Genomic DNA, 15,214 nt, shown 5'->3' on the forward strand with positions numbered 1-15,214 from the left:
GAGAGGCAAATAATTTGCCTCTCTTTTTAACTTTTACAATTAAAGGAATTTTTATTTAATAATTTCCAGTAATTCGATATCAAAAATCAGGGTACTATTTGGTTCAATGATATCTCCCGAACCAATCTGTCCATAGGCCAGATCAGCGGGGATAAAGAAGCGGTATTTAGCACCGACTTTCATGAGCTGTAAGCCTTCTGTCCAGCCAGTAATCACTTGGGTGGTACGGAAATCGACTGGCTGCTGGCGGGCAATCGAACTGTCAAAAACGGTACCATCAATCAGGCGACCTTCATAATGCACACGGACATTACTGTTAGCACTTGGTGATTTCCCTTTACCTTCTTTCAGTACCAGGTATTGCAGACCAGATTTGGTAGTTTTAACGCCTGGCTTTTTCGCATTTTCCTGCAAGAATGCTTTGCCAGCTTTGGCATTTTCTTCAGCTTTCTGTTTCAGCACAATCAGTTCTTTGGCATCACTTTGACGTTTATACTGAGTCAGCACTTGGGTCATTTCTTCATCGCTTAAACTGGATTTTTGTCCAGCAGCGGCTGTCTTTAAGCCCTGGCTAAATGCATCTAAATCAAGATCCTTTAAAGTGTCTGCATTACTGCGACCCATCAGATAACCAAAGCTGTAACCAATCTTCTCAGCTTCACTACTTGTATTATTGATCTCTTTAGCAAAAAGGCTGCCTGAACTGAGCAGCAAAACCATTAAACTGATTTGTATTTTCATTATCAATTCTCAAAAATAAAGGAGAGCTGGTCGCTCTCCCTATTTGTATTATTTTACTTCGATTAATTCCACATCAAAAATCAAAGTGCTATGCGGAGGAATCGTACCAGGGACACCCTGTTCACCATAACCCAGATTTGACGGAATATATAGAATTGCCTTACCGCCTTCTTTCATCAGCTGCAGACCTTCAGTCCAGCCTGGAATGACTTGATTTAATGGAAACTCGATCGGTTCACCGCGTTCTACTGAACTGTCAAATACAGTGCCATCTACCAGTTTACCAGTGTAATGTACTTTCACAATTGAAGAGGCTTTTGGCTGTTTACCTGTACCTTCTTTCGTGACTTGGTACTGTAAGCCGGAAGCAGTTGTTTTAATACCTGCCTTTTTCGCATTTTCAGTCAGGAAAGTATCACTTGAAGCTTGAGCCTGTTTTGCACTATCAAGCTGCTTTTGTTGCATTTCTTTCTGGAACTGCTCATAAGCTGCCTGTAATTCTTCTTCCGTATAGGCAGGTGCAGAACGCGCATGTCCTTCACGTACACCGGTCACAAAACTGTTAATGTCCAGCTCAGGAGGAGTCTGATGCGCCACTTCATAACCGAGTGCATAGCTGATTTTAGAGACAGCAGAGGCATCTTTAGATGCTTTTGTAGTTTGAGTAGCAGGGTTTTGAGTTGCATAGTAAACAGGTACTAGCGCGGCACCGCCTAAAAGAACAGCGACGGCAATCGGTAAGGCCTTACTCATGTATTTTTCCAATCTAATGTTATCGTTGAGGTTCAGTCCATCTTAGCAGAAAATTTTAAGAAATCTTGTAGAGTGCGTGGATTTTTAGCAAGCAAATGCACCTGCTGTGTTTAAAAATAAAAGATAAAAAACCAGCCAATGCTGGTTTTTTAATTTTTCAGGATTCAATCATTGTTAGAGATTGTCTAGGAACAATGATTGTCACAACTAAAAGTATCTTTTGCAAAGAACTTAGTAGGAAAATAAGCCTTTTTCTAAAGGAAATTCAATTCTAATCGATGCACCGCCATCATTACCACGTAGGTCTGAATCGCTAATCCAGCCATTTAATTTCAGTGGGATATCCGGACGTAAATAATGGATCCAGCTCACATCAACAGCTTTTAACTCATCTTGCGCTGGAAAAGCTAAATTAGTAGTTCGGTTGGATTCATTCAACTTGGCAAACAGTACTCGAGCATTAACACGATTAAGGCGATCGAAACGAATATCACCACCTACAGAAATCATTTGACCATCACCACCCATCGCATGTGCTAATGGGTAACCATGCTGGTAAAAACCATCGGTATAAACATGATGGTTGTATGAGATGCCATCAGCACTACCATTAGTACGGGTATCTGTCCATTCAGTGTACAGCTGGAAAGGCATATTATTATAGCTAGAAGAATAATCGACCCCAGCCAAATACATTTTTTTGGCTGGTAAGCCACCGGCCTCATCTTCACCAATATATTGTGCATACATCCCCATTGGGACTTGCAGCAGTGGCTGTAGATTTAAGCGTGCATCAAAACCGGCGATTTGATTGGATGGGTCAGGTTCACCTGTGCCACCATTGTCTTTATTACCGACAGAAGCATCCCAAAGTGAGCTCAGACTTTCAGGTCGTCCTTCACCCCCCCCATTGAATAGCACGTGATGCACCCAGCTCCAAATAGGGTAAAGGTTGTGCGGTGACACGTAAGCCAATTAATTTAGCATCAGGTACAGCATCGTAGTCATCCAGTTGTCCGGCAAAGGCTTGATATTGCCAAGGTCCAATCCAGGAGAGCCATTTGTTTGTAAAAGCATCCTGTTCGGCACGCTGCATGGTCACACCATACACAGGACGACTGGCATCACCCCGAATTAAGCTGCCATCATGACCGGGTCCCCAGTAGGTCGGAATTTGTCCAGCAATCAGCCATTGATTCCACAATTTAACTGCGAGGTAAGACTCTTCCACATTCACATCTTGATCATTATCAATCTGGGGGGCTTTTTCTGCACTCACGCGCAGTCTGGCATCCCAATTTTGATTGCCTGTATTCAACTCTATACCCGCTTGGTATTGAGCTTTTTGCTGGTCACCAAAGGGTTGAGGAATATTTTTTTGATCTGTCTCAGCAAACAAGGATGCTTTGATTAACTGGTTGTTGGTATTCAAATGAGCCATGACTGAATCAATGACTTTTTGTTGATTGGTATTGCTGATTTTTGCCTGAGAAAGGGCGCGTTGAATTTCATCACCACTCATTGGCCAAGTTGACGTACTAATTTGAATAACGCCTTGCTGATTTAATCAGCTTAAATCGGTACGCAGGTTTTGGTCATTTAAAACGATACCTTGAGCAAAGGTGAGTGAGGAACTTAATGCCAAGCTGGCGAGGAGCAGTGTTTTTGATTTAAACATTCTTGTATATTCTCAGGACTTTTAAACTGTAACCACGATAGGTTTTTTAGTTGATTTTTTCAACAATGATCGTTTGGCATAAATGTAATAGAGGGTGATTTCACACCCTGCTTAAGGTAGGATGTGAAATCAAAGCTTACAATGAATTAGTCATTGTCTTTATTCGCGGTATAAGCATAAGCATAATTATAACCATAGCTACCTGCCGCCCCTTTTTGTACATCATTCAGAATCACGCCATTCACTTTGACATTGGCCTGTTCAAAACGATTCACAGTGATTTCCAGCTCTTTGATTTGTGTTTTACCATGACGGGCAATCAATAAATTTACACCCGCATATTGCGCAATAATAATACCATCTGTCACTGCAAGGATGGGTGGCGTGTCAATCAGGATATGATCAAAATGAGCAGAGGCCTGATCCAGGAAAGTCTTGAATTGATCAGTACTTAATAGTTCAGATGGGTTGACCGGACTCTTACCGCGTGTAACAAAGAACAGGTTTTCTACTGTAGAGCTTTGTATGATATGTTCATAGCTGTATTGATGATTCAATAATTCTGCTAAACCTGGCTGTACCTGGGCGTTAAAGTACTTATGTAAATAACCACGACGCATATCACCATCAATCACCAAGACCCGTTTTCCCCCTTGCGCTAAAATAGTAGCAAGGTTAGTGGTAATAAATGATTTACCAATTTCAGGTGCAGGGCCAGAAATGGCAATCACATTATTGGTCGCATTCATTAAGGCAAAATGAATCGCTGTTCGCATACTACGCAGGCTTTCAATGGCAATATCACCACTATCTTTAACTGCAAGAATAGGAATACTCTTTTTCTTCTTCAATAGTTTAATGCGGCTTTCTTGAATAGCAGAGCGCGGCACCGTAGCATAGACTGGCAGATCAAGCTCATTTTCGATTTGAGCTGCGTCTTTAATACCTGAACGCATCATATTTTTAAGTAATGCTAGTAAAACACCAATAAAACCACCGACAAACAGCGATAAAATTAAAACAATCAATTTTTTAGGTTTAATTGGTTCAATGGGCTCGACTGCAGTATCGACAATACGCACATTGCCAATTTCACCCGCTTTGGCAATCCTGAGTTGCTGATAGGAATTCAATAGTCCGGTATATAGTTGCTGTTTAACTTCGACTTCACGGAACAATTGTAAGTATTGACGTTGTAACTCAGGTAAACGTCTTAAAGTCCCATCCAGTTCTGCAATTTTGCTATTGATGGCACCAAGTTGGGCATTCATTTGCTGCATCACCGGATGCTCACCCGTATATTTAGCTGAAGCTTCTGCAACACGCTGTTCTAGTTCAGCTTTTTGTGTTTCTAATGTAATACTTTGAGTTAAGTACAATTCTGATTCTTTGGTCACATCAACCGTATTATATTGTTGACGAAAGCGGTTGAATTCACGCTCTGCAACATCAAGTTGCTGTTTTAGTTCAGGGAGTTGATCTTCTAGAAATTTAAGCGTTTGAGCGGTTTCAGCCGAGCGGCGTTCAATATTCTGATGGCTATAAGCTGTAAGAATTGCATTCAAGACTTGCGTAATATGCTGTTTGTCCTCACCTTGATAGTTCAGACCTAGTACACCAGTCATTTTTCCTTTTTCAGCCACTGAATAGCTGGCAGTTAAAGTTTGCATCGCAGAAGGTAGGCTTTGCTTGCGAATATTATAGGCTGCATCAAAACTGTCTTGACTAAAAATAGCCACTTTCCAGAGACCATATTCTGATTGTAATTGACTGATCTGATTTAAAGGTGCCGAGAAAACAACTTGATTTGTAATAGAGTCTGTCAGGTTATATTTTCCTGATTCAAAACTTAAGATTAAATTTTTATCCTGAAAATATGGTGGAATCTCAAACTGGCGGATATCAAATTTTTTTTGATTATCTTTAAATAATACCGATTTTTCTGAATATTCTGTCGCATATTCATGCTTGGCGATTAAACGATTCCAGAAACTGTCTTCTCTACCTGAAACTCGAATATTGAGATTTAAACGATCGATGACTGTACCCAGCACCAAACGTGATTTTAAGATTTCAATTTCAGCTTGAGCAGGGGATTTTTGCTCAATCATACTGGATAAGTCACCTAATAAAGCTGCTGATGCTCCTTTATTGTCTTCAACTTGAACCATTGCATCGACCGCATAGGTATCCGGTGTGGTTTTTAAGTAGAGTAAGGCACAGACCAAACTTAAAATAATACATAGGGCAATCAGTTTCCATTGTGCAATTAAGGAAAAAAATAATTCCTTTAAGTCAATGGTGTCTTCGGTGTTGGCGGTTTGGCTCATAATTTAAATATCAAAAAAGTGAAAATATTAAAAAACTTAAATATATTTTTTCCAGTCAGCAATACAGTCCTGAATGAGTTGACAAGTTTCATCAAAGAATGCTTGATCATGCTGATAAGGATCGGCAACATTTTTTCCTTGCCAGTGGCCAAGCCTGAATGTTTTACCTTTGGCAAAAGGCCAAGTCTGTTCGATATACTTTTGCTGATTTTGACTCATCACTAAAACCAAATCAGCTTTTTTAATTAGCTCTGCATTCAGTTTTTTAGCCACATGCGAACTCATATCAATTCCGAAACGTTGCATACACAGACTGGCTTTTTCATCTGCTGCATGTCCGATCAAACCTGAAATACCCGCAGATTCGATCTGTAATTGAGGATATTGCTGTTTTAAAAAGTACTCTGCCATAGGACTACGACAAATGTTGCCAATACAAATGACTAAAATATTATTAATTTTCATTATTGGCCCAAGTTATCTAGTTGATATAAAACACTAGAGAATGGAATGATCTGATTTACGACACGCTGCCAGCGTGCCAAGCCAGATGCATCAATATAGACAATATCATTGCTGCGCATTTTAAACTGATTGGCCAAACCAAAGTCAGCAATACTGGTCAAATCCATCTGGTAGACTTCTGTATGCACAGCATTCGGCTGATTACGCACCACATAAACTTTGCTGCGACTGGCAGAAAGCGGGTTAAGTCCTAAGCTCTCACCTAAGACATCACTCAGGCTCATGCCTTGATCACGTATAGGGAGGGACTGGTTTTTCCCTGATTCACCCATCACATAGATTTTCTGGTTTTCACGGTTGTTGACATATAAGGTGTCATTGGGTTGAATGAGTAAGTTATGCAGGGATAGGCCCGCTTTTTCTAGTTCTACAGTATTTAAATTGTAGCTGCGTCCCTGACGAACCAATGTCATAGAAGCATTATCACCTTGTTGTGCATTGACCCCACCGGCCATACCTAATGCGGTGTACACGCTGACAGGTTGATCACTTAAATAAAACTGCCCACCTCTCATAACATTACCCTGAACGGAATAGCGCTGACCCTGATAGGAGAGAACTCGTACAATAACGTCAGGCGTTTTTAAATAGCGTGACAGCTGACTACGTAATTCGCGGTTGACTTGTGTTAAAGATTTCCCTGCAGCTTTGTAACGTCCAATAATGGGAAATTGAATATAGCCCAGTGAGTCAATTTGATAACCGTTAGATTCGACAGCCTTTTCATTGTTAATAGCATTGGTAGGTGGGGTAATTTCAGGGTAAGCCCATAAGTAAATAGATAAAATATCACCTGAACTGAGGTTGTATTGGTGCTGTGCTGTATTAAAAAGATGTGCATAGTCCTGTTGAATATTCTGTACAGCAGGCTGAACTGCAACAATAGAGTCCTGAGTCAGTTTAATGACATTCACTGAGGTACCTAGGTCAGTTTGATACATACCTTCACTAGGTAAGTCGTATGTTTGTAGACCAGAGGTGACTGCACACCCTGTAGTAGCAATGCCACATGCCAATAAAGCAACTAATTGAAAGTGTCGCACACGTTTTCCCGAATAGTAATTTTTAAATTTTAAAATTGCAGCTATTCTACCCAAGTTAGTGAACATATACATAGCAATTTATAACTATCTTCTAGTTTATGAAAAAATTAAATGGTATTGAAGATATAAATTATTTGAGTAGGTGCAAATAACATAATGGATTCTAACATAAAACATACACCAGAATATTTTTAAGGTAATTAGAGCACAAATCATAATAGAAATTTCATAGTTTTCTGCTAGTATGCTTGCCGAAGGATTTAATCTTCATAAGTACAGTATATAAATAAGGCGTTGAAATGCTATCTATTGCAGATTTAAAAATTGCGGTGATTGGTCTAGGCTATGTGGGCTTACCATTGGCAGTAGAATTTGGGAAAAAAGTACCTGTAGTTGGTTTTGACATCTACCAAAAACGAATTGATGAACTTAAAAGTGGCCAAGACCATACTCTTGAAGTTTCCCCAGAAGAACTCAAACAGGCAAATCAGCTCAGTTATTCAGCAAATTTAGAAGATTTAAAAAGCTGTAACTTTTTTATTGTGACTGTGCCTACCCCTATTGATGAATTTAAACAGCCAGATTTAACGCCTCTTGTTAAGGCTTCGACCAGTATTGGCCACGTACTTAAAAAAGGCGATGTGGTGGTGTATGAGTCTACGGTATATCCTGGAGCCACTGAAGAGACCTGTATTCCGGTTCTGGAACAGGTATCAGGCCTGACGTTCAATCAGGACTTCTTTGCCGGTTATAGCCCGGAGCGAATTAACCCGGGCGATAAACTGCACCGAGTGACCAATATTCTGAAAATTACCTCAGGTTCTACCCCTGAAGTCGCTGAGTTTGTCGATCAGGTATATAACCTAGTGATTGAGGCAGGTACGCATAAAGCGACTAGCATTAAAGTGGCTGAAGCAGCAAAAGTCATTGAAAATACCCAGCGTGATGTCAACATTGCTCTGATTAATGAACTGGCCGTGATCTTTAATAAAATGGGAATTGATACGGAAGCAGTTTTGCAGGCTGCCGGTACCAAATGGAATTTCTTGCCATTCCGTCCAGGTTTAGTCGGTGGACACTGTATTGGGGTGGATCCGTATTACTTAACACATAAGGCTCAATCTTTGGGTTTGCATCCTGAAATTATCCTCGCGGCACGCCGTTTGAACGACCGTATGGGAGAATATGTTGCTACTCAATTAATTAAAGAAATGGTAAAAAAACGTATTCAAGTAGTAGGTTCTAAAATTTTAATTATGGGATTAAGCTTTAAGGAAAACTGTCCTGATATACGTAATACTAAAATAGTAGATATGGTCAATGCTCTGAAAGAATATGATCTCGATTTAGATATCTATGATCCATGGGTCAATAGTGAAGAGGCATTTAGCGAATATGGGATTATTCCTATAAAAGAACTCAAAAATAATGAATATGATGCAATTATAGTTGCTGTTTCACATTCAGAATTTTTAGAAATGGGAATTAGGTCTATAAAAAAACTATCTAAAGAAAAGTCTATAGTATATGACTTAAAAAGTAGCTTTAATATTATGGAGAATGTCATTCGTTTATGATTTCTTCTTTTAAAGAAAGCCTGAAAAAAAGCATTAAATATATACTGGGTCAAAAGTTAATAAAAATATTATTTAACTTAGTGCTCTTTATAGCTTTAGGTATTATTCTAGAGCCAGAAGTATATGGAAATTATAGTTTGCATTATGCATATGCTTTACTTGGATGTGCAATTGTCTCTGGTGGTCTAGATGAAGTGGTTATGAAAAAACTTCTGGATGAAAGGCCACCTACGCTTTTAGAAATGATTTTTTTAAAATCATTTTATTTTTTTATTTTTTCAGTATTAACAATATTTTTTTTTAGATCTTTAAATGAAAAGTATATATATTTATTAGCTGTATTTTTTAGTATGTTTATAGTTTCCCATGCAAAAATGGAGGCTCAAGCAAGAGGTAAAATACTCTCATTCTATACTTTATTGTGTGCTGTATTATTTTTTACTATTAAGATAATTTTAATCTCTAGAGTAGAAAATCAAGTTTATTTTTTAGGAATAGTTTTTGTTTTTGAGAATATATTTATAGCTTTTATACCATTTATAATGCAAATCAATAAAAAAGAACTAGAAATTAAATTAAAGAGTATTCTAGAAAATTTTTTATATTGTGTGCCATTATGGGTTTCTTCTGTATTGTTTATTTTAAGTGCTAGAGTTGATTATTATTTAATTAATAAAAATTTCGATATCTCTGTGTTAGGTAAATACTCCCTTATAAGTAGGTTGGTAGAGCAGTCTTATGTACTTCCAAGTGTTATATTGAGTTCATTAATGATTATACTTGTTTATAATAATAAAAATGGAGATAGAAATGAATTAAAGCTATACAGAATATCATTTTATGGAGGGTTACTTCTCGGTGCTTTGGTATTGCTATTCTCTTTAATAATATTAAATTATAAAAATCTAATGGAAACTAGGTGGATAATTGTAGCTATTATTTTAAGTCTATGTATACCATTTTCTAGTCTTAGAATAGCTAATAGTAAGTTTATGATTATAGATAATTTGCAAATGCTTTATTTAAAAAGAACTATATTGACTTTTATGTTTAGTGTTATATCTACTTACTACTTAATATCAATTGGTGGAGTTATAGGTCTGTGTTTTGCAATTTTATTTACCATAATATTTTCAAGTTTAATATTTGATTTATTGTCAAAAGATACTCGAAAATATTTTATTTTGAAATTAAAAGCTATATTTTTTTTGAGCAGGTAATATAATGCTTCCATATATGTTGATAGTTTTTTTTAGTATGATTATCTTGCTTACTAATAAATTGCTATCTGAAAAAAAAATAAATATAGTGTTTTTTTTAATATTAATATTGTCAATTTTTTCAGCTATTAGAGGTATAAATGTAGGCACTGATAATTTTATGTATGAAAATATATATCAGTCATTTGAGGTGGAAAGTTTTTCTGATCTGAAGAACTCTAGATTTTATAGTATTACCGAAAAAGGCTTTATTTATATATGTTATATTTTTAATACCATTGGATTAAACTATAATTTTTTCTTATTTTTTTTAAATGCTTTTTATCTATTTTTATTTGATTTTTTTTCCAAAAGAACATCTATTAATTATGAGCTTAGTTGGTTAGTTTTTATAGCATTTGGTTACTATACTTTTATATATAATGGTTTGCGGCAGGCATTAGCAATAATGTTTTGTATGCTAGCATTTTATTTTTATAAGGAAAAAAAGGTATTTCTTCCTTCTATTATAGTATTAGTAGCTAGTACAATTCATACTAGTTGTTTGGTATTTCTTATTGTTCCATTTTTGATTTTTTCCTCTACAAAAACTAGAATTCTTATAAATATATTGTGGACTTTGTTTTTTGCTTTTGGAGTGAGTTATATTTTTAATATTGCTGGTGGTCTAAATGAAAAATATGAAGATTACTCAGATTTTAAAACAGAAAATTCTGGAGGGGGAGAAGTTGTTTTTCTTTTAATAAATTTTTTATTCTTTTTGATTTACTGGATTAAAAATAAAGGTGAAGAATTTACCATATATTTAAATATATTTTATTTGGGTTTCATTGTTGCATTTTTTTCTTTTTTAAATGGTTATTCTGCGTCAGGTTTGATGAGGTTGAGTAAATATTTTACTTGGACTTTAATATTAATGTGGCCATATATTATTCATAAATTCAGTAAGGATAGTAGAGTAATGGCATATTTAATATTTATTGTTTTTTCTACTATATATTTTTATATAAGCACTATAAAATATGGTGGCTTATATCCTTATTATTTAGATTGAGTTAACTGATTATGAATGTCTTATATATAGTGGGTAAATTGAATTTTGGTGGGGTTGAGAAATGGCTTTTAGAGATTTGTAAACGAAACAAAAAAAATAAAATATTTCTTTGGAGTAACTGTGATGAAAATTATATAGGTAAGCTGGAGAATGAATTTTTAAATCAAAATTGCACTTTAATTAAAGAAAATATTTCTAAAAATTTATTTATTAACTTTCTACAAATGAGAAAGATTTGTAAAGAATATAAAATTGATGTTGTACATATGCACCAACATAACTTTAATGGAGTATTAACTTTTAGTGCATACTTATGTTTAATTAAGAAGAGAATTGTTCATTTCCACTCTATGAAGAAAAATAGAAATGGGTTTTTTTATAAAATTTATGAGAAAATTATGTTATGGCTTGCTAATAACTTTTCTACTCATAGAATTGCAGTCTCTGATAATGTAGGTAAAACTCAATTAAAAAATTATATAGTAATGCCTTGTGGGTTTACTCTTGCTCCACTAGATCATAATAAAAGAATAGAGTGCATGAGCAAAAAAATAATTCAGGTAGGGCGATTTGTTAGTGAGAAAAATTATTTTTTCACTATAGATCTAATGAATTACATTGTAAAAATAGACCCAGATTACAAACTATACATAGTGGGTGATGGAAATTTACGAAAAGAAATAGAAAATAAAATAGAAATACATAATTTAAAAAATAATGTAGAAATATTAGGTTTTTGTAATAATGTAAACGAGATATTAGAAAAATTTAATGGGTTAATGGTTTTCCCTTCATTAAGTGAGGGCTTGGGTTTAGTTTCATTAGAAGCACAAATGAACGGTTGTTTTTGTATATGCTCTCAAAATATTCCTAAAGAGGTTAATATAGGTGGGGCATTTTTTGTAGAGGATTATTCATATGAAAAGTGGTTTATGGCAATAAAATCTTGCTATAAGTCTATATCTAAAATTAATATAAATATTGAAAAATTTGATATAGAGGATAATTTAAATTTTTTAGAGGAAATTTATACATATGAAAGAATTAATGGTTAGCATAATGATGCCAGCTTTTAACGCTGAGAAAACTATTATTAATGCTATTAAATCTTTAATATATCAGACCTATTCTAATTGGGAGTGTATCATTGTAAATGATGGTTCTACTGATAATACCTTAAATATTTTAAATGAGCTTGCTTCTCAAGAGCCTCGCCTTAAGATTTTCTCTTTTGAACAAAATAAAGGACGTGGTGTTGCCCGTCAATTTGCCTTAGAAAAATGTCAGGGTGATTTAATTGCTATGCTGGATGCAGATGATTGGTATTATCACGATAAATTAGAAAACCAAGTTAAATTTTTTATAAATAATCCTGATGTTGATTTAGTTTCTTGTGGAATGGTTATACAAAAAAATAATCAATGTGTTGGTGTTAGAGGAGTTGGTGATAATAGAATATTATCTTTTAACAAACCTACAAAAGTTCCTGTACCTCATGCAAGTAGTATGTTTAGACGTAATATTGTCAGAAATCATACCTATGATAGTGAATTTAAGTTAGGTCAAGATATGGACTTTTTAAGACGTATTATGTTAGGTAGAAAATATGCTAAGCTTAATTTCCCTGGTTACGTTTACGATGAATACATATCAAATAATTATAAAAAGATATCAGATAGTTATCAGTTTAGTGCAAAAAGTTATTTAAAGTTTATTAGTACATATCCAATTACAGCAATAATAAATTTTTCTTTAGAATATGTAAAACTTTTAAGGCTAATTTTAATTGTTAAGCTTTATGGTTTCGATAAAGCTCTTCGTATTAGATCCCTACCAATTTCAGAACAGCTTTCTATTGAGTTTAGAAAAAATCTCGAAATGTTGAGATCTAAAGTATGATTGTTATTATAGGTACAGTTGCATCTAGTTTTTACGGTTTTCGCTCAGATCTAATCAAAGCTTTAGTTAATAAGGGTTATAGAGTTTATGCTTTTACATGTGATTATACAGAACAGGACTTAGAAAGAATTAAGGTATTAGGTGCGATTCCTGTTACTTATCCACTTAATCGGGGGGGATTAAACCCGCTTCCAGATATTATATCAACCTATCAACTTTCTAGAAAAATTAAAGAAATCAATCCTAATATGGTGTTTTCTTATTTTTCCAAGCCTGTCATTTTTGGTACATTAGCAGCTAAATTGGCTAAAGTTCCACGTGTGGTGGGTATGCTCGAAGGTTTAGGTTATACATTTACAGACCAGCCTGAAGGCTTAAGTAAAAAAATACAACTTATAAAAAAAATACAGATTTTTTTATATAAAATGGCTTTACCGCAGCTTGATCAACTTATTTTTTTAAATCCTGATGATCCCATAGACTTGCTACAACAACATGCGATTAACGTAAAAAAGGTTGAGGTTTTAGGAGGAATAGGTTTGAATTTGGATCATTATAAATATTCTACAGACTTTACTTCTGATATTTCCTTTATCTTTATTGCACGCTTACTTGCAGAGAAAGGAATTCATGATTACATCAAAGCAGCTAAAATTGTGAAGGAAAAATATCCTTTAGTTAAGTTCACTGTATTAGGTGCTATTGATAAAGATGCATTGGGGAGTCTTAAACAGGAGGAGCTAGAAAGTTTGGTAAAAAACAATATTATTGAATATCCAGGACATGTTAGTAATGTTTCTGAGTGGATAGAAAATTCTAGCGTTTTTGTTTTACCTTCTTATTACCGAGAGGGTGTACCAAGAAGCACACAAGAAGCTATGGCTATTGGGCGCGCAATTATTACCACAGATGTGCCTGGTTGTAGAGAAACGGTTGTAGATGGTGTAAATGGATTTTTAGTGCCGAAATGGAACCCTGAAGCTTTGGCAGAAAAAATGATTTATTTCATTGAACATCCAGAACAAATCCAACTAATGGGTGCTGAAAGTTATAAAATTGCCGTTGAAAAATTTGATGCTAAAAAAGTTAATCAACGGTTAATTAATATCTTAGGTCTATAAATGCTAAAACGCTTACTCGATATTATCATCGCCTCCATTGCCCTAATTCTGCTTTCACCACTTTATGCCTTTATGGCTTATAAAGTGAAAAAAAATCTTGGTTCGCCAGTATTGTTTCGCCAGGTGCGTCCCGGCTTACATGGCAAGCCCTTTGAAATGATCAAGTTCCGCACCATGAAAGATGCTGTGGACGAGCAGGGTAACCCATTACCGGACAGTGAGCGTTTAACGCCTTTTGGTCAAATGCTGCGCTCCACCAGTCTGGATGAAATGCCAGAACTCTGGAATGTCATTAAGGGCGATATGAGTATTGTCGGCCCACGCCCTCTGCTGATGGAATACCTGCCGCTTTACAGCCCTGAACAGGCCAAACGCCATGATGTAAGACCGGGCATGACGGGGCACGCGCAGGTCAACGGACGTAATGCCATTAGTTGGGAAGAAAAATTTAAACTGGATACCTGGTATGTGGAAAATCAGTCGATTTGGCTCGACTTTAAAATCATGTTTAAAACGGTACATAAAGTTTTAGTAAAAGATGATATCAGTGCCGAGGGTGAAGCGACCATGACCAAATTTACCGGTACAAAAACGGACAATCTTCATGACTGAAATCTATGCCGTGTATGGCGCTTCAGGTTGTGGCCGAAGCTTGATGCCTGTGGCTCGCCAGCAATTACAGCGTCAGAATATAAATGCCAAAATCTATTTTATAGATGACAGTCTGATCGAAGAAATGACGGTTAATGGACATAGCGCGTTAAATTATGCAGCATTTAAAAATCTAAAGGCTGATAGAAAGTCAGTTCTCATTGCGATTGCCAATAGTCAGATCCGTGAAAAAATAGCTAAAAAACTTGAACAGGATTCAATTGAACTATGGACGGTTCAGGCAGATAATGTCGTGCGCATGGATGCAATAGAAATTGCCCTCGGTGCTGCTTTAAGCCCCTTTGTGACTCTGACTTCCAATATCAAGATTGGCAAATGTTTTCATGCCAATTTATACAGTTATGTTGAGCATGATTGCATCATTGGCGATTACGTCACCTTTGCTCCCGGAGTGAAATGCAATGGCAATATCCATATTGAAGATCACGCCTATATTGGTACAGGTGCTGTGATTAAACAGGGTACACCTGACAAGCCTTTAGTGATTGGTAAGGGTGCTGTGGTCGGTATGGGTGCTGTGGTCACCAAGAGCGTTCCACCGGGTGTGACAGTTGTCGGCAATCCAGCAAGAATTCTAGAGAAAAAATAAGTTTTTAAATTT

Annotated in this window: 13 protein-coding genes and 1 pseudogene; 8 read left to right on the top strand and 6 right to left on the bottom strand. The window is 35.8% G+C overall.

What is annotated here, in order from left to right; translation table 11 throughout:
- Positions 1-51: 51 nt before the first annotated feature.
- The 6 genes and pseudogenes from F897_RS03195 to F897_RS03220 form a co-directional block, all read right to left on the bottom strand.
- Positions 52-741, bottom strand: a complete 690-nt coding sequence (locus F897_RS03195) for a BamJ family beta-barrel-assembly machinery protein (protein WP_005233205.1) — start codon at positions 739-741, stop codon at positions 52-54.
- Positions 742-789: 48 nt separating this feature from the next.
- Entirely contained in the window at positions 790-1,494 is a 705-nt protein-coding gene (locus tag F897_RS03200) for a BamJ family beta-barrel-assembly machinery protein (RefSeq protein ID WP_005233208.1), read from the bottom strand.
- 231 nt (positions 1,495-1,725) lie between these two features.
- Positions 1,726-3,172: pseudogene (locus F897_RS03205) on the bottom strand (capsule assembly Wzi family protein).
- A gap of 146 nt (positions 3,173-3,318) precedes the next feature.
- Positions 3,319-5,502, bottom strand: a complete 2,184-nt coding sequence (locus tag F897_RS03210; RefSeq protein ID WP_005233217.1) for a polysaccharide biosynthesis tyrosine autokinase — start codon at positions 5,500-5,502, stop codon at positions 3,319-3,321.
- 36 nt (positions 5,503-5,538) lie between these two features.
- On the bottom strand, positions 5,539-5,967 hold the full coding sequence (locus tag F897_RS03215) for a low molecular weight protein-tyrosine-phosphatase (protein WP_005233219.1): 429 nt from the start codon (positions 5,965-5,967) through the stop codon (positions 5,539-5,541).
- The gene (locus tag F897_RS03220; protein WP_171065440.1) at positions 5,967-7,070 is read right to left on the bottom strand and encodes a polysaccharide biosynthesis/export family protein; all 1,104 of its coding nucleotides are present in this window, start codon (positions 7,068-7,070) and stop codon (positions 5,967-5,969) included. Before F897_RS03220 ends, F897_RS03215 begins: the two co-directional genes overlap by 1 nt.
- Before the next feature lie 299 nt (positions 7,071-7,369).
- Here F897_RS03220 and tviB point away from each other — a divergent pair, with 299 nt between their 5' ends.
- The 8 genes from tviB to F897_RS03260 are packed head-to-tail and all read left to right on the top strand — an operon-like array spanning position 7,370 to position 15,202.
- Positions 7,370-8,647 (top strand): Vi polysaccharide biosynthesis UDP-N-acetylglucosamine C-6 dehydrogenase TviB, encoded by a 1,278-nt coding sequence (tviB, locus tag F897_RS03225; RefSeq protein WP_005233224.1) that lies wholly within the window; start codon positions 7,370-7,372, stop codon positions 8,645-8,647.
- Positions 8,644-9,867 (top strand): lipopolysaccharide biosynthesis protein, encoded by a 1,224-nt coding sequence (locus tag F897_RS03230; RefSeq protein WP_005233226.1) that lies wholly within the window; start codon positions 8,644-8,646, stop codon positions 9,865-9,867. The genes tviB and F897_RS03230 overlap by 4 nt, the downstream gene beginning before the upstream one ends.
- A 4-nt stretch (positions 9,868-9,871) precedes the next feature.
- The gene (locus F897_RS03235) at positions 9,872-10,921 is read left to right on the top strand and encodes an EpsG family protein (RefSeq protein ID WP_005233228.1); all 1,050 of its coding nucleotides are present in this window, start codon (positions 9,872-9,874) and stop codon (positions 10,919-10,921) included.
- 11 nt (positions 10,922-10,932) lie between these two features.
- Positions 10,933-11,976 carry a glycosyltransferase gene (locus F897_RS03240; RefSeq protein WP_005233236.1) on the top strand — a complete coding sequence of 348 codons (1,044 nt, stop codon included), beginning with the start codon at positions 10,933-10,935 and terminating at the stop codon, positions 11,974-11,976.
- Positions 11,957-12,820 carry a glycosyltransferase family 2 protein gene (locus F897_RS16785; RefSeq protein WP_005233237.1) on the top strand — a complete coding sequence of 288 codons (864 nt, stop codon included), beginning with the start codon at positions 11,957-11,959 and terminating at the stop codon, positions 12,818-12,820. The genes F897_RS03240 and F897_RS16785 overlap by 20 nt, the downstream gene beginning before the upstream one ends.
- On the top strand, positions 12,817-13,941 hold the full coding sequence (locus F897_RS03250) for a glycosyltransferase family 4 protein (RefSeq protein WP_005233240.1): 1,125 nt from the start codon (positions 12,817-12,819) through the stop codon (positions 13,939-13,941). The genes F897_RS16785 and F897_RS03250 overlap by 4 nt, the downstream gene beginning before the upstream one ends.
- Positions 13,942-14,553, top strand: a complete 612-nt coding sequence (locus F897_RS03255; protein WP_005233242.1) for a sugar transferase — start codon at positions 13,942-13,944, stop codon at positions 14,551-14,553.
- Positions 14,546-15,202 (top strand): NeuD/PglB/VioB family sugar acetyltransferase, encoded by a 657-nt coding sequence (locus F897_RS03260; RefSeq protein ID WP_005233243.1) that lies wholly within the window; start codon positions 14,546-14,548, stop codon positions 15,200-15,202. Before F897_RS03255 ends, F897_RS03260 begins: the two co-directional genes overlap by 8 nt.
- The last annotated feature ends 12 nt before the right edge of the window (positions 15,203-15,214 follow it).

It is taken from the genome of Acinetobacter variabilis (assembly GCF_000369625.1).
GTDB classification, from domain to species: domain Bacteria; phylum Pseudomonadota; class Gammaproteobacteria; order Pseudomonadales; family Moraxellaceae; genus Acinetobacter; species Acinetobacter variabilis.